This window comes from Haladaptatus salinisoli, assembly GCF_020614375.1.
In the GTDB taxonomy this organism is placed as follows: Archaea; Halobacteriota; Halobacteria; order Halobacteriales; family Haladaptataceae; genus Haladaptatus; species Haladaptatus salinisoli.
The window spans coordinates 1,141,731-1,164,875 of sequence record NZ_CP085327.1 but is presented as its reverse complement, the minus strand read 5'-3'; the positions used below and the strand labels follow the sequence as shown (position 1 = coordinate 1,164,875).

The following is a 23,145-nucleotide window of genomic DNA, read 5'->3' as shown; positions in this document are numbered from 1 at the left end:
ATGTCCCAGTTACGGGAAGGACATCCAACGGTAACCGGTTCGCGTCGTTTCGGAGCGCGACACGGCGTCGCACGACGGGTTAAGCGCGACGCCCGGGTCAGCGTTCCCGGCGGAGGATCAGATCCGCACCGCCCCACCAGTTGACGACGGCCTCGTCGAGGTCCCACCCGTCGTGAGCGAGTTCGTTCAGTAGCTGCTCGGTCTCATCGTGCTTGATCCGGAACCAGAGGAGGCTGGAGGGCGCGGGGACGACTTTGTACTCGTACTCGCCGCTCCGAGACGACTCGCCGCCGAAGCGGTCAGTGAGACTGCTCATCGAGCCGAGGGACGAAGGGGCGACTCATAACCGTTGTGGCGACCCGTGACGGTCGTGTTTAGTTAAGCGTGAAAAGTGAGGCAGTGTGATCTCTTGCTGGTCTATGGCGGAAATCAGCCGCCTCGTCGGGTGTAGTAACCGGATCGGCGTGGAGTTTGCGGAGCGAGAACGGACCCTCGAACCAGCGATGAAACTCGGTGGTTCAATTCCATCTAGCGGGGCTCTCGCTGTCGAATACCGTCTCGTTGCTCGCGATGGCGCTCAACACCTCCAAACTGGGCTTCGATTTCATCCTGAACGACACGGAAATCGGAACGGCACCGGGCGCATCTTCCGCGAATTGAAACGCCGAACGTCTTCGTTCTCGAACTGCTTCAGCCACGTTTTCCCTGAAACCGCTGAAAACTGGCTCCAAACGTTCGCTCGCTGGTTCAATGAGACGAACTAAACACGACCCTCCCGACAGCACGAAGAATTTTCCGTGTCGCTGTCGTACCCCTGTCGGTCAGCATGAAACTACAGGTGGGGGAGGAAGTCGTGAACGAAATGGAGTGGAAGATAGACGCGAAACTGGCCGAGTTCGAGTTCGAGTGGGGGCCGTTCGAGTTGGAAATCCAACTCGGGGGAGACGCGGAGGTCGAACTGGAACTGAAGTCGGACGACTGACCCCGCGCGGTGGTCGCGGTTCGACTTCGGCGGACGGGGCGCGGGACGGCGAGCGGGTGAAACGCCGCGGTCGTCTCGGCTACAGGTCGGCGTAGTTCTTCGCGACGCCCGACTCCGAGTGTACCTCCTCGCCCGCGGTGCCGGAGACGTACACCTCGCTCCCGTTTCGGTTGACTTCGAAGTGGACGTGCGGGCCCGAGGAGTGGCCCGAACTGCCCATCGTTCCGACCTGCTGGTTTTGTTCGACGTACTCGCCGTGGGAGACGCTGAATCCCTGCAGGTGACAGTAGAGCGTCCGGTAACCGTCCTCGTGGTCGATGTAGACGTAGTTCCCGCAACCGCCCTCCTCGTACGCTCTGTAGGCCGTGCCGTTCAGCGCGGCCTTGACCGGCGTGCCGTAGTCGTTGGCGATGTCCACGGCGCTGTGGTAGCGCCCGCCGCGGTCGTCGTAGTAGTCGGAGGAGATGTACCCGAGGGACGGGTAGGTGATGTCCGCCGGATCGAAGTTTCGGTTCGGTATCCAGCCGGCGACCCGACCGTTGTCGCCGTCGCCGTTCATCTGGCACCGCCACCACCTGAACCCGTCCTCGTCTACCGGTCCGTCGACGATGCGGCCGCCGGTGTACTTGTCGGCCGTCGCTCGGACGCCGTTCTCCGTTCCGGGACCCGTCCGAACCCACGTGTTCTCGGTCGTGTAAATCGGCTGTCCGACGTAGCGAGCGGACGCGGTCCCGCTCGTCGCGGCCAGACCGACGCCTCCGACGATTGCCGCGCCCGATGCCTTTAGCAACTGCCGCCTGCTCGTTTGGTTCGTCATCGTAAATCTCAGATTATAATGGGGATGCCAAGGATTTAAATTTTTATTCTAGAAAGGTATAAATTAGCACCTCGTTCGCTCCCCGGCGAAACCGGTTCGGCGACTTCGACGCTCCTCCGAAGGAACGCGGTTACTCGCGTCGGGAAACGCTCGACGCTCGCGGCGGTCGGGGACGAGCTCAATAGCTACCGCTCATTTCATCAGTTCCTGATGATTCTCGATGATTTGAACGTGGTTGGGACGAACACACCGGGTTCGTCGATCTACCGGCGACCTCAGATCTCCTCTCACGCTATCGGGCGTGACCTACAGATCACCGAACTATAAGAATTTTTACCCTTATTTTCAGGATTTGTATTCCTACACTACAGAGCCTGTAATCAGCGAATACCGTGTTATTCACCCACCATGGTACGCCTGTAACATGATTAATGACAAACATTATCTGGTTCGACGTTGAAGGGGTGGTATGGAGCGAAACGGAGCTCGGAATAATCACATCGAGTTAACAGGAGTCCGGGAGAACAATCTTCGAGACGTATCGCTCAAGATACCGAAACGGAAGGTCACTGTCTTCACGGGAGTCTCTGGAGCTGGCAAGTCTTCATTGGTGTTCGATACCATCGCGGCGGAGTCACAGCGCCAGCTCAACGAACTGTTCTCTACATTCACTCAGTACGGCTTGGCAAAGTACGGATATCCGGAGGTGGATTCAATCGAGAACCTCTCCACAGCCGTGGTCGTCGAGCAGAAACCGATTCAGGCGAACTCACGGTCTACAGTCGGAACGTTTACCGATATTTTCGACCTCCTCAGAGTCCTCTACTCACGATTCGGTGAGCCGGACATCGGACCAACTTACGCCTTCTCATTTAACGTCCTACCGTCGGGGGACGTTCCCACCGGCATGTGCCCGGAGTGTGACGGCCTCGGAAAAACGGTGACTCCCGACCTCGACAAGTTTCTCGACACATCGAAGTCCCTCGATGAAGGTGCCATTCGATTCTCTCTGCTGAGTCAACAATGGCAACGGTACATCGATGCGGGCCTCTTCGACGGGGACAAGCCATTAGCAAACTACACCGGCGAGGAATTGGAACTGCTTCTCCACGGCGAGACGACGTTCGAATCGACTGCAAACGGAAAGACCGTCGATGTCAGTTACGAGGGGCTCATCGACACATTCGTCCGTCGCTACATCAATCGAGACACGAGTTCGCTGAGCGAACAGACCCACGAAGCTATCGAGCGAGTCACATCAGAAGGTGTCTGCCCTGCGTGCAACGGAACCCGCCTCAATGAAAGGGCTCGCAGCAGCGAGATTAACGGACACAATATCGCTGAACTCGCCGCGATGGATGTTGATAAACTCATGGACGTCGTCTCCAAGATCGAAGAGCCTGGGTCCGAAAAGGTGGTTGCCGAGATCTTGGAGCGGCTCCAGCATCTCCAAACGGTCGGTCTTGAATATATCACGCTTGACCGGGAAACTCAGACACTTTCTGGTGGCGAATCCCAGCGGGTCAAGATGGTGAAGTTCCTCAATAGCAGTCTCACCGATTTGACCTATATCTTTGACGAGCCGACGATTGGGCTCCATCCCCGCGACGTTCACGGAATCAACGAGTTGCTTAAAGAGCTACGAGACGACGGGAACACGGTTCTGGTCGTCGAACACGACCCATACGTCATCGACATCGCCGATCATATCGTCGACATCGGTCCAGAAGCCGGTGAGAATGGTGGGGAAATCGTCTACCAAGGTGACGTGGATGGTCTCTACGAAGCAGATACACTCACAGGACGGCATCTGAACCAGAGAACGCCGGTTAAATCGACGTTCCGCGAACCAACTGGGCAACTGACGATATCAAACGCGTCACGGCATAACCTACGTGATATTACTGTCGATGTCCCGGAAGGTGTTCTCACCGCTGTTACTGGGGTAGCTGGTGCGGGAAAAAGTACCCTCCTTGACCTCTTCTTAGAGGAGCATCCGGACGCCGTTAGTGTGGATCAAACGGCGGTTAGCACCACTACGCGGTCAGTGGTCGCAACATATACTGGAATGATGGGTGAGATTCGGGAACGTTTCGCGGCGGCGACTGGGACAGACGAGTCCCTCTTCAGTTTCAATTCGGACGGAGCTTGTCCCGAATGTGATGGGCTGGGAGTCGTCGAGACTGACTTAGCCCTCATGGATACAGTCGAATCGACCTGTGAGGCGTGTGAAGGGCGGCGATACAAGGACGAGGTGCTTCGATACACCGTGCGCGGCCAATCCATCGCCGATGTTCTCGAAATGACCGTGAGCGAAGCGCTGGAGTTCTTTGAGAGCACGACGATTCAGGGGACTCTCGAAGCCCTTGACGATGTCGGACTGAGCTATCTCTCACTAGGGAGATCGCTTCCAACATTGTCAGGAGGCGAATGCCAACGTATCAAACTAGCGGGTGAACTGCATAAAACGGGAAGCGTCTACGTACTGGACGAACCAACGACTGGACTTCACATGGCTGATTTAGAGCAGTTACTATCGGTTCTGAACCGGCTAGTAGATGAAGGAAACACTGTCCTCGTGATTGAACACAACTTAGATGTCGTGAAGAACGCCGATTGGGTCATAGACCTCGGTCCCGAAGGTGGCAAACGCGGAGGAGAGGTCATCTTCGAAGGAACACCAGAACAACTCCTCGACGAAGAGCAATCGTTCACAGCGGAGTATCTGCGAAAGGTATTGAAATAAGTCAATCTCGTAGGGTCGTTTCGTCGTTCGACCAGCCTGCTCGTATCCTAGTTTTCGCCTTTGGATCTGCCAAGACCCACTGAGGAAAAAACCGGAAGTCTGTGCTACTACCGACCCCATCAATGTCGGAACCAAACGACTGCTACCTGCGGACTGGTCGTGGTTATAACGGTGACGTCTGACGATCCACCAGCAGCGGGAATTGTAAACTACGGGGTATTTGACCGCTTACTCGGTCGTGTACGTGGGCGCGTACCCGCGTACACACACTAAATAGGAGGCACGAACGTACATGAGTCCAAGAGTAGGATTACGTCGGCCTTGATCCCCCCGACTAACCCATTTCTTCTCCGGGTTCGCTTTTCTCCTTGAGTGGCTACACTACGATCTAACCGCGATTATTCAATTTCTCCACCCGGATCCGCAAGGTAACAGCGAGGATCTCCTGACCAGACACATTTTCAGGAAGTTAACTAGTGTTATAATGTCTTGGCAAGAGCAGTGTTTCCCCTCGCCTCGTGAAATCACCCAACATCAGGTCGGGGATTTCGTGTAGTTGCACGGAGTGTATCGCGTCCGAAACGGTCGGTGCCCGCTCGCGGTTTCGCCGTCGACGCCGCCGATTCACTCGCTCGGGAGGACTCCGACGAGAGCGGTGGCTCTCGGGACGAGGCGTAAGGACTCGAAGCGCGGCTAACTCTGCGCGAGTCGTCGAAAACGAGTCGAGGAGGAAAACGGCGCGTTACTTACCGCGGCCTTTGCCTTTCGAGTTGCTGGGGCGGGTGTGTTCTGTCCCCTTGCCGCGCTGTTGCAGGCCGCGATTGCTCTGACCCGCGCTCGTGAGACCGCGCTGGGCGCGGCCGCGGTGCACGTCGTCGCAGATCCAGTTCAGATCGTCGTCGTTCTGGATGGCGGGGTGTTCGGGGTCCACGAGGATGACCTCGTGCCACTTCTGGCTCCCGTCTTCGCCGACCCAGTAGGAGTTGAGGACGCGGAGGTTCGGATACTTCTTGCTGACGCGCTCCTCGGCGATGCGCTGGATGTTCTTGCGCCGCCCGAGGCGGTTGACGCCCTGTCGCTTGGAACGGCGGCCGGCCTTGAACCGCTGCTTGCGCGCACCGCCCTTGCGGACGCTGGCGCGCACGACGACGACGCCCTGCTTGGCCTTGTAGCCGAGTTCGCGGGCGCGGTCGAGTCGGGTCGGGTGCTCGATTCGCTCGATAGCGCCCTGCTTGCGCCAGTCCTGTTTTCGTCGCCACTGGAGTTCGGCGAGTTTGCCGTCGTCCGGGTCTTTCCACGCTTCTCGGATGTGTGAGTAGAAGCTTTTTGCCATGGTCTATCACCACGGGCGTCGAGTGGTTCAGCGCGTTCGGCGGAAGACCGCCTTCGCGCGGTTCGACGAACCGCGCACGCCACATTCCGGCCTGCGTTCGCAGGTGCCCGCTGGTGCCCGTCGTCCAGCGAGTTACCCGGGATTTCCCGGTTCACGGGTTTAAGGGCTTCGTCTTCGCTCCGGCCGAACTCGGCGATTTCTCGGCGGGATGAGCGCTCACCGCGAAGACGCGACTCTGATAACCTCCTTGCTATGACATGCCACGGTGAAAAGTCGTTCGACGCTGTAGTTCAGCTATGCACTTCGTAACCCGATACGAAACCGACGGGGTGACTCGCTGATGGCCATCCTCGAACTCGCGGTCGCGTTCTTCGTCCTCGCGATAATCGCCGGAGCGATGGGCGCGGGCGGCGTCGCGGGGCTGTCGATGGACGTCGCCAAGTGGCTGGTTCTCATCTTCCTCGTGCTGGCGGTGCTATCGTTCGTCCTCTGAGTGGTCGCGCACCGACTCGAACCGTCCGTCCGCGATGGCCCGCGCGACGCTCGGTACGTCCACGTCGCCGACGAGACGGGGGTACTTCCGGCGGAAGTAGCTCACCACGTTGCGCACGTCGCGCTCTAGGAACTCCGCCGCGTTCTGGTGGTCGGTGGGGACGGCCTGCGGCCAGTCGAAGACCGTGACGCCCTCGCTGTTGACGAACACGTTGTACTCGCTCATGTCCGCGTGGACGTATCCGCGCTCGTAGGCCTCGCTCACCTCGCGGAGCACGAGATTTAACACCGGCACGACCTGTTCGTCCTCGAACTTCGCGCGGGCGAGTTCCACGCCGTCGACCTTCTCCATCACGATGGCGTGGCGATTGTGGTCTATCGGTCGGGGGACGCTCACGTCGGGATACAGCGCTTCGAGCGCGCCGTGTTCGCGTTCGGCGGCCTTCCGCGCCGTGTAGAGCCACGAGACGTGCTCGTGTTCGGACGTGTAGTCGCGCTCTTTCATCACCTCGCGGAAGTTGGTGTACCCCTCGCGGTGGTACTTCAGCGCGAGCGGGCGGAACGACTGCACCTCGTACACGTCGCTCTCCTTTCCGACCCCGAGCGGCGAGCCGACGCCCTGAATCGTATCGCGTTCGGCGAACGCCCGAAGCGCCAGCGCGTCGTACCCCTCGAAGGTGAGGGTGTACCCCTCGTACTGGATGGTCTTGCGCTCCAGCAGCTCCCGGTCGATACAGCGGTCGATTCGGTAGTCCACCTCCTCGGCCGTCAGTCGCGAGAACTTCGGAATCTTCTCCTTTTGCACCCACTCGCTGAAGCGCATCCCCTGCTCGACGCCGGAGAGGAGATAGAAATCCTCCGGCTCGAGCTCGGCCATCTCCGGCGCGACGTTCCGAACCATCACGCGCAACTAGCTGTCCGCGGCGTAAGGCATTTGCGACCCGGACCGTGACGATAGCGATACCGCTGCTTCGATTTCTCCCCCGCTTCTCGGCGTCTCCCGTCTCGCGATGCGGCGGTACTCCGTCGGGCGTCTCGGGCGACCGAGGCGAGGGGTGCACTCCCGGCGTCTTCTCCGGGGAGCCGCCGAGCGGATTCGGCGACCGGAGGAGCGCGATGGCGCTCCGCACGACCCCCGCGAGGATCGCCCCGAACGCCGAGAGCGTCACCCCCAGGGTGGCGAAGGCCGTTTCGTAAATCGGTCCGATGACGGCCGACGGGAGGGCGGTTCCGAGCGGGATGGTCGCCATCTCGTCGCGGTGGATCGGGACGAGCACGACGAGCGAGAACACGTTTCCGGCGAGGAAGACGAAGTCTCGCCAACTCATCGTATCACCCGAGGCGGCTTAGCGCCCGGACGTTTTTCAACACCACGACCGAGCTGAGACAAGCGATTTTCGCCCGTAAACTCCACGCGTCACGTCCGCTTCGAGCTTTCGACGTCGCCGCGGTTCACCGGACGCGATGCGCGAACGCCGACATCGACGCCAAAATCGGCGGACGACTTCGACCGCAAATCGGGGGCTCGCGGGCGAACGGCGCGCTTTTCGGCTCGTCGTTCGCTGTTCGGAGATAGCGCGGACGAATCGTACGATAAATTCCATGCCGCGATATGGAATCCGGCGGTGCGGCGATATCCGACCGCCGTTCGTCGCTCCGCCAACATCGTCTTCGCGCAGGATTGGCAGGTGCGGCCAGATTCTTGTGCCCGGCCCCGAAAGAGGAACGCATGGACGCGAAACGGGAACTGCTGAACGTCCTGTTGTCGAACGCCCGCGAGAGCACCCCCGACCTCGCGCGACAGACGGGCCTGTCGGAGTCGGAGGTCGAATCGCTCGTCGCGGAACTCGAATCGGAGGGAGTCGTCCGCGGCTATCACGCCGTCGTCGACTGGAATCGGCTACCGGAAGAGCACGTGGAGGCGGAGGTCGAACTCAACGTCGAACTCGACCGCGAAACGGGGTACGAGGAGATCGCGCGACGAATCGCCAAGTTTCCGGAAGTAGCGTCGCTGCGTCTCGTCAGCGGTGATTACGACTTCGCGGTCGACGTCGAGGGCGAGTCGATGCACGACGTTTCCAACTTCGTCTCCGAACAGATCGCGCCGATTCCGGAGGTGACGCAGACGGTGACCCACTTCGTCATGGAGACGTACAAGAAGCGCGGCATCGAGTTCGACGACCGCGACGAGGACGACCGCCTCTCCGTCTCGCCATGAAGCCAGCCGACAGGGTCGACCGAGTGCCGCCGTCCGGAATACGGCGCTTCTTCGAACTCGCGGAGGAGCGAGACGACATCATCTCGCTCGGCGTCGGCGAACCGGACTTCTCCGCGCCGTGGGCCGCCCGCACCGCCGCCATCGACTCGCTGGAACGCGGGCGAACGTCGTACACCGCCAATCGCGGGCGACGCGACCTGCGCGAAGCGATAGCGAATCACGTCCGGCGGTACGACCTCGATTACGAACCGGAGGAGGAGATTCTGGTGACGGCGGGCGCGAGCGAGGCCGTCGACCTCTCGATGCGGGCGCTGGTCGACCCCGACGACCGCGTGGCGGTTCACCAACCGTCGTACATCTCCTACGTCCCCGGCATCGTCTTCTCGGGCGGGGAACCCGTTCGCGTGCCGACCCGTGCCGCCGACGACTTCGCGCTCACGTACGAGGCGCTCGAAGGCGCGGGCGCGGCGGACGCCGAGGCGCTGGTGCTCTGCTATCCCAACAACCCGACGGGCGCGACGATGACCCGCGACGAACTCGGGGAGGTCGCCGATTTCGTCCGCGACAACGACCTGTTCGTCCTCTCGGACGAGATTTACGCCGCGCTCACCTACGACGGCGACCACACCTCCATCGCCAGCCTCCCGGGGATGCGCGAGCGAACGGTCGTGTTCAACGGATTCTCGAAGGCGTACGCGATGACGGGGCTTCGACTGGGGTACGCGCTCGGCCCGAAGGAAGCCATCGACGCGATGAACCGAATTCACCAGTACTCGATGCTCTCGGCCCCGGTGACCGCCCAGTACGCCGCGCTGGAGGCGCTCCGCGGTTGCGGGGAGAGCGTCGCGGAGATGCGCGACGAGTACAACCGGCGGCGGCGATTCGTGCTCTCGCGGTTCGACGAGATGGGACTCGACTGCTTCGAGGCGAGCGGCGCGTTCTACGCCTTCCCCTCCTGCGGCGGCGACGACGAGGCGTTCGCCGAGGACCTCCTCCGGGAGGAAGGCGTCGCGGTCGTGCCGGGGAGCGTTTTCGGCGCGGGCGGTGCGGGCCACCTGCGCGTCTCCTACGCGACCGGGATGGCCGACCTCCGCGAGGCGATGGACCGCATCGAGGCGTTCGTCCGACGGCGGTGACCGGGCGAGGCGCTCCGCGACCGAGGATGCGTTCACGTTCACCCGGCGGTGAACGGTTATCCCCGCTCGAGGAGTGACGGAGATCGAGGATAACGGAAATCGGACGGACGACGCTCCTCGTCGAGGACTACGACGATGCGATAGAATTCTACTCGGGGACGCTCGGATTCGACGTGCTGTACGACGAACTCGAAGACGGGTTCCGCGCGGTTCACGTCGGACTCCCCGAGACGTCGTCGGTCGGCATCTGGTTGATGGAGGCGGTCGGCGACGAGGAACGGGCGTTGGTCGGAAACCAGACGGGACGTGAACCGACGTTCGTCTTCTACGCGGACGACTGTCGGGAAACGTACGAAACGCTTCGGACGCGAGGCGTCGAGTTCCTCGGCGAACCGGAATCGAGCCAGAGCGGCGTTCACGTCCACTTCGAAGACCCGTACGGTAACCGGATCGTGCTCGCCGAACTCCCCGAGTGACGAGCGGTGGCGACCCGCTTGGAGCGGTTTCTCGTCGGCGCGAGCCGAGTCGGCAACAACGCTTTTCCGCGGATGTCTCGCAGTTTCTCGTTGCTATGGAACGAGTCGAACACGGTGACACCGTCAGCGTCTCGGAGGCCGTCGAGGCCGAACCACGGACATGAGAGAGGAAACGCCAGACCGCGGCGTCGAACTCCGACGCCGCAGATGGGAGCCGCGGAACGGTGACGACGAACACGAGGTGCTGGAGGTCGCTGTGCCGGTCGTCAACCCGCAGTCGACGACCCGCGACTCGGCCGTCGACGGCGACGCGCTCGTCGGCGAGATTCCCATCTCCAACGCCGAGGTCCCCCCGGCCGACGATTCGCTGGACGCGGCGGCCGTCACCATCCTCGAAGAGCGCGTCACCGTCTACTACCCGCGGGAAAATCGACTGTTCACCCTGACGTGGGTCGCGAGCACCGACGACTGGGAGTACGACGAACACGACCTGCCGACCGGCGAGTTCGACCTCGAAACGTCGACCCTCGACGCGGGGGAGGCCGTCCTCTGGGAGCGCGAATAGGGGACGGCGTCGAAAGCGACCGACCGCGAAACGAGCGACTTCGCATCACTCGGGCGCGGCGAGTTCGAACCTCTCGGGCCGCGCTCGCAGATCGACGAACCGTAGCGGTCGACCGTAATCCCAAACTCGAAATTATAGGGCCGTTGTAATTTCATATCTATTATACTCGATGGACGCGTAACCGTTGCATGCGTCTCGTTCAGGTGCTTATTCCGGAGGGGGATCGGTCGGACGTGCTCTCCGCGCTCGACGACGAGGGGATCGATTACGCGGTCTGGGAGGAGACGGGTCGTGGCGACTTCGAAGCGCTGGTCTCCTTTCCAGTTCCCGAAGCCGGCGTCGAACCCGTGCTCGACCGGTTGTACGCGGCGGGCATCAAGGAAGACTCCTACACCATCGTCATGTCGACGGAAACGGTCGTCTCCGAGAAACTCGGCGGCTTGAAGGAGCGATACGGCGGCTATCGAATCTCGCGGGACGAACTCGTCGCTCGATCGGAAGACCTCGCGCCCGCGGCCTCGACGTTCTTCATCTTTCTCACCGTGAGCACGCTCATCGCGACGACCGGTCTGTTACTCGATTCGGCGGCGACCATTATCGGTGCGATGGTCATCGCGCCGCTGATGGGACCGGCAATCTCCGCCAGCGTCGGGGCGGTTCTCGCGAACTCCGACATGACGTCCAGAGGTGTAACACTTCAGGTAACCGGTCTCCTCGCGGCGATCGCCACGGCCGCCGTCTTCGGACTGCTCTTGAAAGATACCGTCCTCCTCCCGCCCGTCGACATACGGACGATTCCGCAGGTTCTCGAGCGGACGACGCCGAATTTTCTCTCCCTCTTTCTGGCACTGGGTTCGGGTATCGCCGGTGCCGTGAGCATCATGCGGGGGGCAGGGTCGGCACTGGTTGGCGTCGCCATCGCGGTGGCGCTCATCCCGCCCGCCGCGACTTCGGGTCTCGGGTTGGCGTGGGGGTACCCCGACGTCACCATCGCTGCTGGCGTGCTCGTTCTCGTGAACCTGCTCGCCATCAACCTCTCGGCGTTGATCCTGTTCTGGGTCGCCGGATACCGCCCCGAAAGAGGCGAAAACGCGGAGCAAGCTCGCCGGATAGTCCGCGTCCGCATCGGTGTCATCCTCCTCGGTATCGCCCTGTTGTCGGTCGTCCTCGGTGCCGTCACGTGGGCGTCCTTCGAAGTCGGTAACGTCGAGCAAAGCACGAAAACCGAGGTCGAAGCGATGTTCGACGACGGACTGTTCGGTGAGATGAAAGTCGAGTCGGTTCGCGTCGACTACGACGTGGACGACGTGCTTCTCGATAGGCCCGCCGAGGTAGTCGTCGTCGCGGAACATCGACCGAACGAACGGATACCGCCCGACGTCGCGCGACGAGTAGACGATCGACTGACGCGAGAGACCGGACGAGACGTCGCCGTCGACGTCGTCTTCGTTCCCGGCCAGACGACGGGCTGATCCACCGCGCGATTCCGTCGGAGAACGCCGCCCGTGCCCGACCATCGCGGTGAACGACTGCCCTCGAACTCGCCGCCACGTCTATTAATATCGCCGTCGAATCGCCGCACATGACCGACCTCTCGATTCGAACGTCGGCGTTCACCCACGGCGAATCGATACCCGAGAAGTTCACCTGCGAAGGGGAGGACGTCTCGCCGGAGCTGACCGTCGCCGACGTCCCCGACGAGGCCGAATCGCTCGCCGTCATCGTGGACGATCCGGACGCGCCGGACACGACGTTCGCCCACTGGCTCGTCTGGAACCTGCCGCCGAACACGGTCGAAATTCACGAGGACGTTCCGCAGACCGAGACGGTCGGCACGCTCGACGGCGCGCGCCAAGGGCGGAACGACTTCGGCGAGGTGGGCTACCGCGGCCCCTGTCCGCCGGAGGGACACGGCACGCACGAGTACCGGTTCCGACTCGTCGCCGTCGAGGAGACGCTGGATCTCGAACCGGGTCTCCCCCGCCGCGAACTGGACGACGCGCTCGAAGACGTCCGAATCGCCGAAGCGCAGTTTACGGGGACGTTCGAGCGCTGAACCGAGGGAGCGGGCGTCTGCATCGCCGACGCCGCCCCGTTCCGAGGGACCGTCGGACGCGCCGGAGACCGACCGCTCGGCGAAGCGCCGTCCGCAACCCACATTACCCGCCTCCTCCATTCTCCGCACATGACGCTCGCGGACGAGGAGTGGCGGCTGATTCGGGAGGAGTCGCGGGACGGGCCGCCGAACATGGCGCTGGACGAGATCGCGGCGGAGACCGCCGCCGAAGGGGGACCGCGCACCCTCCGCGTGTATCGCTGGGAACCGAGCACGCTGTCGCTCGGCTACCGACAGGACTCCGAGACGGTGGACTGGGAGTTCTGCGAGCGCGAGGGCATCACGGTCACCCGACGACCGACCGGCGGCGGCGGCATCTACCACGACAACGTCGGCGACATCTCCTACTCCATCGTCGCCCCCGCCGCCGAACTCCCCGGGAATCTGATGGAGACGTACGAACTGCTCTGCGAACCCGTCTTCGACGCCTTCGAGCGCATGGGAATCGACGCGGCGTTCTCCGACGAAAAGCTCCCCGCCATCCACCAACCGGCGTGCTACCTCCGGGAACTGCACCCCGCCCACGACGTGGTGGCGAACGGTCGGAAGATCAGCGGAAACGCCCAGTATCGGCGGAAGGACGCCGTCATCCAGCACGGTTCGCTGAAGTTCGCGCTCGACGCGGAGCGCCACCTCGCCACGTTCGCCGACCCGCGGACGACGCCCGAGGAGTTCCGCGAGCGCGTGACGACCGTCCGAGAGGAGGCCGGAATCGACCGCGAGGAAGCCGTCGCCGCGGTCGAGGAGGCGCTCCGCGACTGGGGGGACGCCGACGAGGGAGCGTGGACGGACGACGAACTGTCCCGCGCGCGAGAGCACGCGCGCGAGAAGTTCGGGAGCGACGAGTGGACGAGGCGGCGCACCGACCCTACCGCGTGAACCGCCCCGTCTCGGCCCCGCAGTCGGCGCACTCGGCGACGATTACCTCGTCCTCCCGCGCGAGTTTCGCCCCGGTTCGCTCCCCGCACTCGGGACAGTCGCGCCGGAGGTCGACCCGCTCGTCCTCGACGCGCGGCGCGCCGAGCGCCAGCGCGACGACGCGCTCCGGCCCCCGGTTCGTTCCGCGCTGAAACTCGCCCGGCGCGAACCGCACGAGTTCCCCGGCGTCGACGGTCGCGAGTCCGGATTCGGTCTCGAACGTCGCCGTACCGGACTGGACGTAGAACACCTCCTCTTGCTCGTGGTGGCGGTGATAGCAGAAGCCGAAGCTATCGCCGGGGGCGAGTTCGTAGTAGTTGACGGCGACGCGTTCGGTTCCGAGGGCGGCGGAGAGGGGTCGAAACACGTCCGCGGCGCTGACGAACGAATCGACCGCCTCGACGGCTACCTTCCGCATCGAAGAGCGTCGCGTCGGCTCGTCGATGGTTCCATCGATTTTCCCCGACTCGACCGGTTCCGGTTTCGCCCCGGCGACCGCTAGTCGAAGTGCATTTGACCCCCGGATTATTAGTCAGCGTACATGCGAGTCGGAGCACACGTTTCCGTTGCGGGCGGCGTTGACAACGCCGTGGAGCGCCAGTTGGACGTCGGCGGCAACTGCGGACAGATATTCACGCACTCCCCGCAGGTGTGGCAGGACCCGAACATCGGCGACGAGGAAGCGGCGTCGTTCCGCGACGGGACCGCGACGCACCTCGACGGCCCGTGGGTCATCCACTCGTCGTATCTCGTCAACCTCTGTACGCCGAAGGACGACCTCCGCGCGAAATCCATCGACAGTATGCAAAAGGAGGTGGACGCGGCGGCCAAACTCGGCGTCGAGTACGTGAACGTCCACCTCGGCGCGCACACCGGCGCGGGCGTCGACGGCGGCCTCGACAACGCCGCTAGCGCGCTGGACGAACTGGACGTTCCCGACGGCGTCACCGTCCTCATCGAGAGCGACGCCGGAAGCGGGACGAAACTCGGCGGCGACTTCGAGCACCTGAAGGAGGTGCTCTCCCGGTCGGAGCAGGACCTCGACGTCTGCCTCGACACGGCCCACGCGTTCGCGGCGGGTTACGACCTCTCCACCCGCGAGGGCGTCGAGGGGGCCGTGGCGGAGTTCGACGACGTGGTCGGACTGGAGCACCTCCGGTGCATCCACCTGAACGATTCGAAACACGAGTGCGGGACGAACAAGGACGAACACGCCCACATCGGCGAGGGTCGCATCGGCGAGGAGGGGATGGACGCGCTCATCAATCACCCCGACCTCGAAGACATCCCCCTCGTCCTCGAAACGCCGCACGAAGACGGGAAGGGATTCGAGTGGAACATCGCCCGCGTGAAGGAAATCCGCGAGAACGGCGACTGCTGAGCGGCTTCGGCATCCTCCTAATATTTTTATCGTCTCGGCGGCAAGTATCGGTATGCGTTTTCAATCGCGACCCCTCCAACTCGTCGGTCTGCTGGCCTTCGTCGTCGGTCTCGTCGGCTACGTCGTCTTCGGCTGGCGGTTCGACTCCTCCGGGAGTTCGATCGTCACGGCGCTGGGAATCGCCGGCGCCCTCGTCGCGATCGCGCTGACGGTGCTGCGAGCCCGGTGAGGGAGTTCGTTGCGGGGAATTTCCCGAAAACGTATCGCCGTATCGACAGCATCGAGGAAGTTCTTCGACGAAATCTAACGCCGCCGACGGTTCACGCCAGCGCGAAACTCAACAGCCACATCGCGCCCATTCCGACGGCCAGCGTCGCCAGGATGTCCTCGGTTCGCCACGCGACCAGCGCCGCCAGCGCGCCCGCGAACAGGCGGGCGTTGTCCGGCGAGAGCGAGACGCCACCGTCCGCGTAGAGCAGTTGCGGAGCGACGAGCGCCGAGAGCACCGCCGCGGGGACGAATCGAAGCGCCCGCTCGACGCGCTCCGGCACCTCGTCGAACAGTCCGAACAGCGCGATGAACGACAGTCGGATGAGGTACGTTCCGACGCCCGCCGCGAGGATGATGAGCCACAGCGTGCCCCCGCCGAAATCGGTCTGGGGCACTCAGGCCACCTCCTCGACCAGCAGTCCGGCGGCGATGCCGACGATCGCGGCGACGACGAGTCCGAGGTCGAACGGGAGTCCGTCGGCGGCGACGGCCGTCGTTCCGCCGACGAGCGCCGCGACGACGGTCGGGCGGTCGGTGACGGCCGGAACCAGCACCGCGAGGAAGACCAGCGGGATGGCGAAATCGAGGTGCCAACCCGCGGGAACGTTGGCTCCGAGGAGGATTCCGGCGACGGTCGCGGCCTGCCACGTCACCCAGAGGGGCGCCGCCACGCCGAGGTAGTACCACCGCCGATTCGTGGTCTCGTCGCTCTCGAACTCCACCAGCGAGACGGCGTAGGCCTGGTCGGTGAGCAGGTACGAAAGCGCCGCCTTCCACCTCGTCGACAGGCGTTCGAAGTGGGGCGCGATGGACGCGCTGTACATCATCATCCGGAGGTTGATGATGAGGACCGTGAGCACTATCACCGCGGCGGGCGCGCTCTTACCGATCAGCTCCACGGCGGCGAGTTGCGACGCCCCGGCGAAGATGACGACCGACATCGCGAGCGCGTGCACCGCGGGGATGCCGACGCTGACCGCCGCGACGCCCGCGACGGTCCCGAACGGGACGATTCCGAGCGTTATCGGGAGGGATACACGGACTCCGGAGAGAAAGTCTGCGCGTGGTGACGACACTGTCTTCCCGTAGGTTCGCTTTCGGGTATCAACCTTGGTATCGCGGCGAGCCTTCACCGGAAACCGTCCCGCTTTTCCCGCCGACGCTCGAAAGGAGGCCAACTGCCCATGCGCGAGTTCTCCGAAGACTACCTCCGACGGACGCGAGAGGGGCTGTGGGAGTCCCGCGAGGCGCTCCGCGACCTCGAACTCGGCTCCCGCCGGCGCGTGCTGGACGTCGGCTGTGGTACGGGAGAACTCGCCCGCGTCCTCGCGGATGAGACGCCGGGCGAAGTCGTCGGCGTCGACGCCGACCGCGACCTGTTGACCGTCGCGGGGGAGTCCGTCCCGGTCGTCGCGGGCGACGCCCACCGACTCCCCTTCCCCGACGACAGCTTCGACCTCGTCGTCTGTCAGGCCCTCCTCATCAACCTCCCCGACCCGGAGCGAGCGGTGCGGGAGTTCGCCCGAGTCTCGTCCGACCTCGTTGCGGCCGTCGAACCCGATAACTCGTCGGTGGCCGTCGAATCGACGGTCTCCGCGGAGAGCGACCTCTCCCGACGCGCGAGGGCGGCGTACGTCGCGGGCGCGAACACGAACGTCGCGCTCGGCGGCGACGGAACGCGGGAGGCGTTCCGCGCCGCCGGACTCGACGACGTGTCGACTCGGACGCACCACCACGCGAAGACGGTCGAACCGCCGTACTCGACGCGCGACCTCGAAGCCGCGAAGCGAAAAGCGACCGCGGGTGCGCTGACGGACAGACGCGAGACGTTGGTCGGCCCGCTCGCGCCGGACGAGTACGAACGACTGCGCGCCGACTGGCGCGAGATGGGCCGCACCGTCGTTAACCAGATGCAGGAGGGTGAGTACCGACGGGCGGAGGTCGTTCCGTTCTACGTCACCGCGGGCCGAGTGTAACTGAAAATCGCTACCGCGCAAACTATCGAGCGTGTACGGGCGAGACGGGTCCTCCCTCACGAGAATTTAAATACCGAAACGCGGCCAAACCCGGCGTGACGTGAGACTCACCGCGCGGGCGGCCGAGGCGTTCGTGCGGCACACCCCCGCGCGTGCAGCGTGCCGCCCGTTCGCCCCTACACCACGTCGCCGCGAACCGTCGTTCCTTCCTGCCGCCGGCGATAGGACTCGACCGCTTCGGCGGCCTCGACCGTCTTCTCCCCGTCCAGGCCGAGCATCTCCAGCGCGTCGGGGAGCGTCGGGAAGGCGAACTCGCTGGCGCGCAACTTCCGGAACGCTTCTTCGCTCCGTTGGCCGTCCACCCAGAGACAGACGCCGCGCGGGTCGAGGATCTGTTCGTAGGCGTCGCGCGAGATGGCACCCTCGAGTCGTTGCGTAACGTTGTCCTCGAAACTCGAATTGCAGACTTCGAGGTGGACGGGTTCGTCAGCGGGCAGGAGGTGCGCCGCGAGACACTTCTCCGGGGCGGCGTAGCCGTTGTCGTTCGCGCGGAGCAGATCGGGGTTTTCGTCGGCCCATTCCGCACGAACCGTCTTCCCGACGCCTTTGACGCCGAGGGAGTCCACGAACTCGGCTTCGCGGTCGGCGTCGTCATCCCGAAGCAGGATGTCCTTCGTCACGTACACGTCGAGTCGGTCGATGGGATCCAGTCCGAGCGCCACGTCGCCGTACACCCAGATTTCGCGGACGGGGACGGGCATGGTCTCGTTCTCCACCGTCTCGACTATCCCCTCGATTCGTTCGATTGCCACGCTTCGCTCCATCGGTGTTCTGGTCGTGGTTCGCGTTTGGCGCGGATAAGTGCGCTGGAACGCCGACTCAGCGTCGCGAAAATCGGAACTCGCGTCGAAGCGGCCGACGCCCGTGGAGCGGAGGTACCTCCGGCGCGGAGGACGGTTTACTCTCTGGCGCTCGACACCGGGGCACGACGCACCTCCCGGTAGTATTGTACTGCCATCCCAATATCCAACGCGATTATGGACGTCGGTGTCCAACCGACGTCCATGGTCACGGAGATGACTCCCGAGGAGTTGGCGGACAAACAGGACGCCGGGGAGGACTTCGCGCTCCTCGACACGCGACCGGAAGAGAGCTTCGAGTCGTGGCACATCGAAGGGGCGCGGAACTTCCCGTTCGAGGCGGACGAATCGCTCTCGGAGGAGGGCGCGGAGGAGATTCGGTCGATGCTCGACGGAGTCGACGAGATTCTAACGGTCTGCGCGAAAGGAATCTCGTCGGGTCATTTCGCCGACGAACTTCGAGAGCGGGGCTTCGAGGACGTGAAAGTCGTCGAAGGCGGCATGGAAGCGTGGAGCCGAGTGTACGAACGCGTCCCGATCGAGACCGACGGCGATTCGGATATCGTCCAAATCCAGCGCCGCGCCAAAGGCTGTCTCGGGTACATCGTCGGAAGCGACGGGGAGGCGGCGGCTATCGACGTGAGCCGTCACACGGACGAGTGGCGCGATGCGGCGGCGGCGAGCGGTTACGAGATTACGCGCGTTTTCGACACGCACGTTCACGCGGACCACATCTCCGGCGGGCGAAAACTCGCCGACGAACTCGGCGTTCCCTACCACCTGAGCGAACGCGCCGGAGAGCGCGGCGTCGAATACGAGTACGACGCGCTCGCTCGAAACGAGGTGGTTTCGGTCGGCGGCGCCGACATCAAGGCCGTTCCCACGCCGGGCCACACCTCCGAAATCGTCAGCTACCTCGTGAACGACGAGGCGGTATTGACGGGGGACACCCTGTTCGTGGACTCCATCGGGCGCACCGAACTCCAGTTCGGCGAAGCGGACGCGGCGACGGGGGCCGAAATGCAGTACGACTCCCTCCACAAGGTGCTCATGAGCGACCCGGACGACGTCGTCGTCCTCCCGGGGCACGTCACCGTCACCGAGGACGGGCGCTTCGCTCACGGCAGTCCCGGCGACCCCGTCCAGTCCGCGATCGGCGACCTCCGACGCGAACTCGACGTGCTCCAACTGAACGAGGAGGAGTTCGTCTCGCGCCTCTCCGAGAACACCCCCGACAAACCGCCGAACTACGAGACGGTCATCGCCATCAACCGCGGGGCGGACGAACCGGAGGACGACGCGGCGGCGACCGAACTCGAACTCGGCCCGAACAACTGCTCCGCCTGATTCCGGGTCGGTTCGGGCGTTTCACTCGCGAAACGCGTACACCGCGTCGCTCGAGGCGTACACCCGCCGGCCGACGGCGACGCTCTCGACTTCGCCGCCCGTCTCGAATCGTCGGCGTTCCGTCCCGTCGTCCGCAGAGAGGGCGTACACTCGACGGTCGCTCGCGCCGACGTAGACCGTTCCGTCCGCGACGACCGGCGCGCAGAGCGTGCCGAACGGGAGGAACTTCGGATGGAACGTCCACGTCACCTCGCCGTCGTCGAGCGAAACGAGCCACTCTCGGCGACCGGTTCCGGTGCTCGTGGCGCTCGTCGTCACCGCGTACACGCCACCGTCGGCGACGAGGCTCGACACGGTCTCCCCGCGGTCGAGCGCCGCTCGCCACCGTTCGTTTCCGCCGAAATCGTAGGCGACGACCTCGTTTTTAGCGGTTCCGACGTACACCCCGTCGTCGACGGCGACGGTCCGAACGTCACCCCCGGCCGACCACATCGCACCGTGGGAACCGAGCGCCACGACTCGGCTGTCGACGACCGCGAACGCCCGACCGCCGTGCGCGGCGAGGTCGTCGACCGTTCCGAGGCCGTCGCAGTTGCCGCGGTACGTCCAGAACCGCCCGCCTGTATTGAGGTTGAACGCGCTGACCCACCCGTCGCCGCCGACGAACACGCGCCCGCCTTCGACCACCGGGTCGGTGGTAACGTCTTCGTCGCACTCCGCTCGCCAGCGTTCGGTTCCGTCCGGTTCGTAGGCGACCACCGCCGATTCGTCCGTCCCGACGACCGCTCCGTTTCCGACCGTCTGCGACGCTCCACCGTCCACCGTCCACCGTTCCGCCCCCGTCCGCGCTTCGAGCGCGACCAGCGTGCCGTCCGACGCGTAGACGTTCTCGCCGACCGCCAACGACCCCGTCGCTTCCGCCCGCCAGTCCAACCAGTCGGGGTCGGCCAGCGCGTAGAGGAATCCCTCGCGGTCGGTGACGTAGAGCGCATCGCCGACGGCGGACGGGAGCCACGAACCGCCGAGGTCGCGGATCGGTACCCGCCAGCGCCGGTCGCCGGTCGCCGGGTCGAGCGCGACCACTCCGTCGTCGTCGCCCGATATCGGGACGTAAACGGCTTCGGCGATGGTTGGCGTTCCGGCGGTTCCCGCTCCTCCGTCGAACGTCCACCGGGTCGTCCCGTCCTCGCGGGCGAGCGCCCAGACGCGCGCTCGACGCCCGTCAGCGACGACGACGGACTCGTCGGTGACCGCCGGCGACCGGGTGAGATTCGGCGACTCTCCGACGGCGGCGTTCCACTTCGTCCGTCCGTCGCTCGCGGAGAGGGCGAACACGCTCTCCCCGCAGACGTAGACGGTGCCGTCGGCGACCGTCGGACCGTGTTCGATGAACCCGTCGGCGTCCGCCCGCCACTGCGGGGTTCCGTTCCTCGCGTCCAACGCGTACACCGTCTCGTTGTCGGCGAAGTACGCGACGCCGTCCGCGACCGCCGGGGGGACGTTCTCCGCGCTCGGAGTCGACCCTTCCTTTCCGGACGGAACGCCGACGTGCCAGCGCTCGTCCCCCGTCTCGGCGTCTACCGCCCAGCAGGTACCCTGCCCGTTTACGTCGCTCGTCTTGAAAAAGAGGGTGCCGTCCGCGACCGTTATCGGCGACGTCTCGGCACCGTCCACCTCGAAACGCCAGCGCTCGCTTCCGTCCGCGGTCGAGAGGGCGAACACGTCGGCTCCCGACACGTAGACGGTGTCCCCGACGACCGTCGGAGCGTACTCCTGTCCTCGGAGTTCGGCCGTCCACCGGGTTTCGCGGGTTTCCGCGTCGAACGCCGTCAACACGCCGGAAGCGTCGGAGACGTAGACGGTTCCGTCCGCGACGACGGGAGCGTACAGCCGTCTGTCGCTCAACTGTACGCTCCAGTCCACCCACGTATCGGAACCCGAATCGCCGCCGACCGGGCTGTACCCCGTGTTTCCGGCGTCGTGCTGGAACGTGGACCAATTGCGATGCGGAGGGTCGCTGGCGTCGGACGTCGCAGTCCCCGTCACGCCGGTCGCTCCGATGGCGATACCGGTCAGTTTGAGGAACGTTCGTCTCGTCTCGTTGGAGGGGCTACCCATGAACGCAACTCACGGCTACCGGTACGATTATTATTAGTTCGTTAAGCCGATCGTACCGCCCGCCCCCGGCCGATCCGATGGTACCCCTTACCCCCCGTCTCGGGCCCGCTACCGGTCGTTAACCGCCGCTTATTGCCGCCGCGGTAGCCGAAGTCCGTCGGGACGAACTCCGGCTCGGAACCGGCCTAAAATTGTCGATATGGATACACCTTCGTCCCGCTATCGTCCGAGCTCGAACGAAGACGACCGCGGAGGGGCACGATTCAAGGCCTCGATTCGAACGCGTTCGTGACTGTCCTTCGATTTATTATAGCGATACGTGATTTATCGCGGAACGAAACGATGAAACGGCCTGCGACGTAAGCGACGGGTAATGGACTGCGACAAGTGCGACCGAGAGGCGGTCATGCACGCTGCGTACTCGGGGCTTCACCTCTGCGACGATCACTTCTGTCGGTCGGTCGAAAAACGCGTCCGGAGGCGCATCCGCGACGATAACCTGCTCCCGGCGTCCGCCACGCCCGACGACCCCCAGACGTGGCTCGTCGGTCTCTCCGGGGGGAAGGACAGCGTCGTCCTCACGCAGATTCTCCACGACACGTTCGCCGAGGACCCCCGCGTCGAGATAGTCGCGTTGACCATCCACGAGGGAATCGAAGGCTACCGCGATGAGAGTCTGGACGCGTGCCTCGAACTCACGGACGACCTGGACATCCGCCACGAAGTCGTCACCTACGAGGAGGAGTTCGACGTGCGGATGGACGACGTGGTCGAGAAAGACCCCGAAAACATGGCCGCGTGCGCCTACTGCGGCGTGTTTCGACGCGACCTGCTCTCGAAGTACGCCGAGGAGTACGGCGCGGACAAACTGCTCACCGGCCACAACCTCGACGACGAAGCGGAAACCGCGCTGATGAACTTCCTCGAGGGCGACGTCGCTCAGATAGCCAAACACTTCGACGCGAGTCTGGGGAGCTTCGACGAGCGGAGCGACCAAGAGGCGTTCGTCCCGCGCGCGAAACCCCTTCGGGACGTGCCCGAAAAGGAGGTCGCGCTGTACGCTCACCTCGAAAATCTGCCCGCTCACATCACCGAGTGTCCCCACTCCAGCGAAGCGTACCGGGGGGAGATACAGCGGTTGATGCTCTCGCTCGAAGAGAACCACCCCGGAACGCGCCACTCCATCATGGCCGGATACGAGGAACTCGCCCAACTCGCCGCGGACGAGTTCGGCCCCGGCGAGGGGAAGCGCCAACTCGGCGAGTGCGAGCGGTGCGGCGCGTCCACGACCCGCGACGTGTGTCGGAAGTGCGCGCTCGTGGACGCGATACACGCGGTGTAGTTTCCGCCGTTTCGACGCGCCCCGTCGGGTATCTTTCACGCGGTCGAGAAAA

General features: G+C 64.0%; 26 protein-coding genes and 2 pseudogenes. 19 read left to right on the top strand and 9 right to left on the bottom strand.

Annotated features, from left to right (window positions below; translation table 11 throughout):
* Window positions 1-97: 97 nt before the first annotated feature.
* Window positions 98-316 carry a DUF4177 domain-containing protein gene (locus tag LIX00_RS06400; RefSeq protein WP_227355368.1) on the bottom strand — a complete coding sequence of 73 codons (219 nt, stop codon included), beginning with the start codon at window positions 314-316 and terminating at the stop codon, window positions 98-100.
* Between the two features lie 253 nt (window positions 317-569).
* Here LIX00_RS06400 and LIX00_RS26265 point away from each other — a divergent pair.
* Both LIX00_RS26265 and LIX00_RS06390 read left to right on the top strand, forming a co-directional pair.
* Window positions 570-764 (top strand): annotated as a pseudogene (locus tag LIX00_RS26265) (IS6 family transposase); the annotation flags it as partial.
* Window positions 765-826: 62 nt separating this feature from the next.
* On the top strand, window positions 827-982 hold the full coding sequence (locus LIX00_RS06390) for a hypothetical protein (RefSeq protein WP_227355367.1): 156 nt from the start codon (window positions 827-829) through the stop codon (window positions 980-982).
* Between the two features lie 79 nt (window positions 983-1,061).
* Here the strand turns inward: LIX00_RS06390 and LIX00_RS06385 are convergent, their stop codons facing one another.
* A complete protein-coding gene (locus LIX00_RS06385) occupies window positions 1,062-1,799 on the bottom strand; it encodes a M23 family metallopeptidase (protein ID WP_227355366.1) in 738 nt (245 codons plus the stop codon).
* A gap of 469 nt (window positions 1,800-2,268) precedes the next feature.
* On the opposite strand from LIX00_RS06385, the pseudogene LIX00_RS26260 reads away from it, so the two are divergent.
* Both LIX00_RS26260 and LIX00_RS26255 read left to right on the top strand, forming a co-directional pair.
* Window positions 2,269-3,015, top strand: a pseudogene (locus tag LIX00_RS26260) (P-loop NTPase family protein); the annotation flags it as partial.
* Window positions 3,016-3,153: 138 nt separating this feature from the next.
* The gene (locus tag LIX00_RS26255) at window positions 3,154-4,545 is read left to right on the top strand and encodes an ATP-binding cassette domain-containing protein (protein WP_438267069.1); all 1,392 of its coding nucleotides are present in this window, start codon (window positions 3,154-3,156) and stop codon (window positions 4,543-4,545) included.
* Between the two features lie 742 nt (window positions 4,546-5,287).
* Here LIX00_RS26255 and LIX00_RS06375 read toward each other — a convergent pair.
* Window positions 5,288-5,878: a 50S ribosomal protein L15e gene (locus tag LIX00_RS06375; RefSeq protein ID WP_227355364.1), complete on the bottom strand. Its 591-nt coding sequence runs from the start codon at window positions 5,876-5,878 to the stop codon at window positions 5,288-5,290.
* 346 nt (window positions 5,879-6,224) lie between these two features.
* On the opposite strand from LIX00_RS06375, the gene LIX00_RS06370 reads away from it, so the two are divergent.
* Entirely contained in the window at window positions 6,225-6,371 is a 147-nt protein-coding gene (locus tag LIX00_RS06370) for a DUF1328 family protein (protein ID WP_368410739.1), read from the top strand.
* Here the strand turns inward: LIX00_RS06370 and LIX00_RS06365 are convergent.
* Window positions 6,354-7,271 carry a serine/threonine-protein kinase RIO2 gene (locus LIX00_RS06365; protein ID WP_227355362.1) on the bottom strand — a complete coding sequence of 306 codons (918 nt, stop codon included), beginning with the start codon at window positions 7,269-7,271 and terminating at the stop codon, window positions 6,354-6,356. The genes LIX00_RS06370 and LIX00_RS06365 overlap by 18 nt on opposite strands.
* A 47-nt stretch (window positions 7,272-7,318) precedes the next feature.
* Here LIX00_RS06365 and LIX00_RS06360 point away from each other — a divergent pair, with 47 nt between their 5' ends.
* The 9 genes from LIX00_RS06360 to LIX00_RS06320 all read left to right on the top strand — a co-directional run bounded on the left by LIX00_RS06360 (window position 7,319) and on the right by LIX00_RS06320 (window position 13,760).
* A complete protein-coding gene (locus tag LIX00_RS06360; protein WP_227355361.1) occupies window positions 7,319-7,567 on the top strand; it encodes a hypothetical protein in 249 nt (82 codons plus the stop codon).
* A 9-nt stretch (window positions 7,568-7,576) separates the two neighbouring features.
* Window positions 7,577-7,720 carry a hypothetical protein gene (locus LIX00_RS06355; protein ID WP_227355360.1) on the top strand — a complete coding sequence of 48 codons (144 nt, stop codon included), beginning with the start codon at window positions 7,577-7,579 and terminating at the stop codon, window positions 7,718-7,720.
* A gap of 379 nt (window positions 7,721-8,099) precedes the next feature.
* A complete protein-coding gene (locus LIX00_RS06350) occupies window positions 8,100-8,588 on the top strand; it encodes an Lrp/AsnC family transcriptional regulator (protein ID WP_227355359.1) in 489 nt (162 codons plus the stop codon).
* Window positions 8,585-9,724 (top strand): pyridoxal phosphate-dependent aminotransferase, encoded by a 1,140-nt coding sequence (locus LIX00_RS06345; protein WP_227355358.1) that lies wholly within the window; start codon window positions 8,585-8,587, stop codon window positions 9,722-9,724. Before LIX00_RS06350 ends, LIX00_RS06345 begins: the two co-directional genes overlap by 4 nt.
* 89 nt (window positions 9,725-9,813) lie before the next feature.
* Window positions 9,814-10,200, top strand: a complete 387-nt coding sequence (locus LIX00_RS06340; protein ID WP_368410738.1) for a VOC family protein — start codon at window positions 9,814-9,816, stop codon at window positions 10,198-10,200.
* 160 nt (window positions 10,201-10,360) lie between these two features.
* Complete coding sequence (locus tag LIX00_RS06335) at window positions 10,361-10,765, top strand: hypothetical protein (protein ID WP_227355357.1); 405 nt, start codon at window positions 10,361-10,363, stop codon at window positions 10,763-10,765.
* A gap of 188 nt (window positions 10,766-10,953) precedes the next feature.
* Window positions 10,954-12,237, top strand: coding sequence for a TIGR00341 family protein (locus LIX00_RS06330; RefSeq protein WP_227355356.1), 1,284 nt, complete (start codon window positions 10,954-10,956; stop codon window positions 12,235-12,237).
* 110 nt (window positions 12,238-12,347) lie between these two features.
* Window positions 12,348-12,821 (top strand): YbhB/YbcL family Raf kinase inhibitor-like protein, encoded by a 474-nt coding sequence (locus LIX00_RS06325; protein ID WP_227355355.1) that lies wholly within the window; start codon window positions 12,348-12,350, stop codon window positions 12,819-12,821.
* 129 nt (window positions 12,822-12,950) lie between these two features.
* Entirely contained in the window at window positions 12,951-13,760 is an 810-nt protein-coding gene (locus LIX00_RS06320) for a lipoate--protein ligase family protein (protein ID WP_227355354.1), read from the top strand.
* Here LIX00_RS06320 and LIX00_RS06315 read toward each other — a convergent pair.
* Window positions 13,750-14,217 carry a cupin domain-containing protein gene (locus tag LIX00_RS06315; RefSeq protein ID WP_227355353.1) on the bottom strand — a complete coding sequence of 156 codons (468 nt, stop codon included), beginning with the start codon at window positions 14,215-14,217 and terminating at the stop codon, window positions 13,750-13,752. The two genes, LIX00_RS06320 and LIX00_RS06315, sit on opposite strands and share 11 nt — an antisense overlap.
* 123 nt (window positions 14,218-14,340) lie before the next feature.
* Between LIX00_RS06315 and LIX00_RS06310 the strand changes: the two genes are divergently transcribed.
* Window positions 14,341-15,180, top strand: a complete 840-nt coding sequence (locus tag LIX00_RS06310; RefSeq protein ID WP_227355352.1) for a deoxyribonuclease IV — start codon at window positions 14,341-14,343, stop codon at window positions 15,178-15,180.
* A gap of 52 nt (window positions 15,181-15,232) precedes the next feature.
* Window positions 15,233-15,409: a hypothetical protein gene (locus LIX00_RS06305; protein WP_227355351.1), complete on the top strand. Its 177-nt coding sequence runs from the start codon at window positions 15,233-15,235 to the stop codon at window positions 15,407-15,409.
* A gap of 91 nt (window positions 15,410-15,500) precedes the next feature.
* Here the strand turns inward: LIX00_RS06305 and LIX00_RS06300 are convergent, their stop codons facing one another.
* Both LIX00_RS06300 and LIX00_RS06295 read right to left on the bottom strand, forming a co-directional pair.
* Window positions 15,501-15,845 (bottom strand): AzlD domain-containing protein, encoded by a 345-nt coding sequence (locus tag LIX00_RS06300; protein WP_227355350.1) that lies wholly within the window; start codon window positions 15,843-15,845, stop codon window positions 15,501-15,503.
* A complete protein-coding gene (locus LIX00_RS06295) occupies window positions 15,846-16,526 on the bottom strand; it encodes an AzlC family ABC transporter permease (RefSeq protein ID WP_227355349.1) in 681 nt (226 codons plus the stop codon).
* Between the two features lie 108 nt (window positions 16,527-16,634).
* Here LIX00_RS06295 and LIX00_RS06290 point away from each other — a divergent pair, with 108 nt between their 5' ends.
* Window positions 16,635-17,426 carry a class I SAM-dependent methyltransferase gene (locus LIX00_RS06290; protein WP_227355348.1) on the top strand — a complete coding sequence of 264 codons (792 nt, stop codon included), beginning with the start codon at window positions 16,635-16,637 and terminating at the stop codon, window positions 17,424-17,426.
* A 176-nt stretch (window positions 17,427-17,602) separates the two neighbouring features.
* Here LIX00_RS06290 and LIX00_RS06285 read toward each other — a convergent pair whose 3' ends face one another.
* Window positions 17,603-18,250, bottom strand: coding sequence for a DUF7095 family protein (locus tag LIX00_RS06285; RefSeq protein ID WP_227355347.1), 648 nt, complete (start codon window positions 18,248-18,250; stop codon window positions 17,603-17,605).
* Window positions 18,251-18,490: 240 nt separating this feature from the next.
* On the opposite strand from LIX00_RS06285, the gene LIX00_RS06280 reads away from it, so the two are divergent.
* Window positions 18,491-19,633, top strand: a complete 1,143-nt coding sequence (locus LIX00_RS06280; protein ID WP_227355346.1) for an MBL fold metallo-hydrolase — start codon at window positions 18,491-18,493, stop codon at window positions 19,631-19,633.
* Between the two features lie 21 nt (window positions 19,634-19,654).
* Here the strand turns inward: LIX00_RS06280 and LIX00_RS06275 are convergent, their stop codons facing one another.
* Window positions 19,655-21,751, bottom strand: coding sequence for an outer membrane protein assembly factor BamB family protein (locus LIX00_RS06275; RefSeq protein WP_227355345.1), 2,097 nt, complete (start codon window positions 21,749-21,751; stop codon window positions 19,655-19,657).
* 373 nt (window positions 21,752-22,124) lie between these two features.
* Between LIX00_RS06275 and ncsA the strand changes: the two genes are divergently transcribed.
* Entirely contained in the window at window positions 22,125-23,093 is a 969-nt protein-coding gene (gene ncsA, locus LIX00_RS06270; RefSeq protein WP_227355344.1) for a tRNA 2-thiolation protein NcsA, read from the top strand.
* Window positions 23,094-23,145: the final 52 nt, after the last annotated feature.

Excerpts from the sequence above, each read along its gene's own strand:
- LIX00_RS06345 (WP_227355358.1), top strand. The coding sequence starts at position 8,585 with ATGAAGCCAGCCGACAGGGTCGACCGAGTGCCGCCGTCCGGAATACGG.
- LIX00_RS06315 (WP_227355353.1), bottom strand. The coding sequence starts at position 14,217 with ATGCGGAAGGTAGCCGTCGAGGCGGTCGATTCGTTCGTCAGCGCCGCG.
- LIX00_RS06330 (WP_227355356.1), top strand. The coding sequence starts at position 10,954 with ATGCGTCTCGTTCAGGTGCTTATTCCGGAGGGGGATCGGTCGGACGTG.
- LIX00_RS06335 (WP_227355357.1), top strand. The coding sequence starts at position 10,361 with ATGAGAGAGGAAACGCCAGACCGCGGCGTCGAACTCCGACGCCGCAGA.
- LIX00_RS06325 (WP_227355355.1), top strand. The coding sequence starts at position 12,348 with ATGACCGACCTCTCGATTCGAACGTCGGCGTTCACCCACGGCGAATCG.
- LIX00_RS06365 (WP_227355362.1), bottom strand. The coding sequence starts at position 7,271 with ATGGTTCGGAACGTCGCGCCGGAGATGGCCGAGCTCGAGCCGGAGGAT.
- LIX00_RS06400 (WP_227355368.1), bottom strand. The coding sequence starts at position 316 with ATGAGCAGTCTCACTGACCGCTTCGGCGGCGAGTCGTCTCGGAGCGGC.
- LIX00_RS26255 (WP_438267069.1), top strand. The coding sequence starts at position 3,154 with ATGGATGTTGATAAACTCATGGACGTCGTCTCCAAGATCGAAGAGCCT.
- LIX00_RS06305 (WP_227355351.1), top strand. The coding sequence starts at position 15,233 with ATGCGTTTTCAATCGCGACCCCTCCAACTCGTCGGTCTGCTGGCCTTC.
- LIX00_RS06390 (WP_227355367.1), top strand. The coding sequence starts at position 827 with ATGAAACTACAGGTGGGGGAGGAAGTCGTGAACGAAATGGAGTGGAAG.
- LIX00_RS06290 (WP_227355348.1), top strand. The coding sequence starts at position 16,635 with ATGCGCGAGTTCTCCGAAGACTACCTCCGACGGACGCGAGAGGGGCTG.
- LIX00_RS06385 (WP_227355366.1), bottom strand. The coding sequence starts at position 1,799 with ATGACGAACCAAACGAGCAGGCGGCAGTTGCTAAAGGCATCGGGCGCG.
- LIX00_RS06310 (WP_227355352.1), top strand. The coding sequence starts at position 14,341 with ATGCGAGTCGGAGCACACGTTTCCGTTGCGGGCGGCGTTGACAACGCC.
- ncsA (WP_227355344.1), top strand. The coding sequence starts at position 22,125 with ATGGACTGCGACAAGTGCGACCGAGAGGCGGTCATGCACGCTGCGTAC.
- LIX00_RS06275 (WP_227355345.1), bottom strand. The coding sequence starts at position 21,751 with ATGGGTAGCCCCTCCAACGAGACGAGACGAACGTTCCTCAAACTGACC.
- LIX00_RS06320 (WP_227355354.1), top strand. The coding sequence starts at position 12,951 with ATGACGCTCGCGGACGAGGAGTGGCGGCTGATTCGGGAGGAGTCGCGG.
- LIX00_RS06280 (WP_227355346.1), top strand. The coding sequence starts at position 18,491 with ATGGTCACGGAGATGACTCCCGAGGAGTTGGCGGACAAACAGGACGCC.
- LIX00_RS06285 (WP_227355347.1), bottom strand. The coding sequence starts at position 18,250 with ATGGAGCGAAGCGTGGCAATCGAACGAATCGAGGGGATAGTCGAGACG.
- LIX00_RS06355 (WP_227355360.1), top strand. The coding sequence starts at position 7,577 with ATGACGGCCGACGGGAGGGCGGTTCCGAGCGGGATGGTCGCCATCTCG.
- LIX00_RS06350 (WP_227355359.1), top strand. The coding sequence starts at position 8,100 with ATGGACGCGAAACGGGAACTGCTGAACGTCCTGTTGTCGAACGCCCGC.
- LIX00_RS06375 (WP_227355364.1), bottom strand. The coding sequence starts at position 5,878 with ATGGCAAAAAGCTTCTACTCACACATCCGAGAAGCGTGGAAAGACCCG.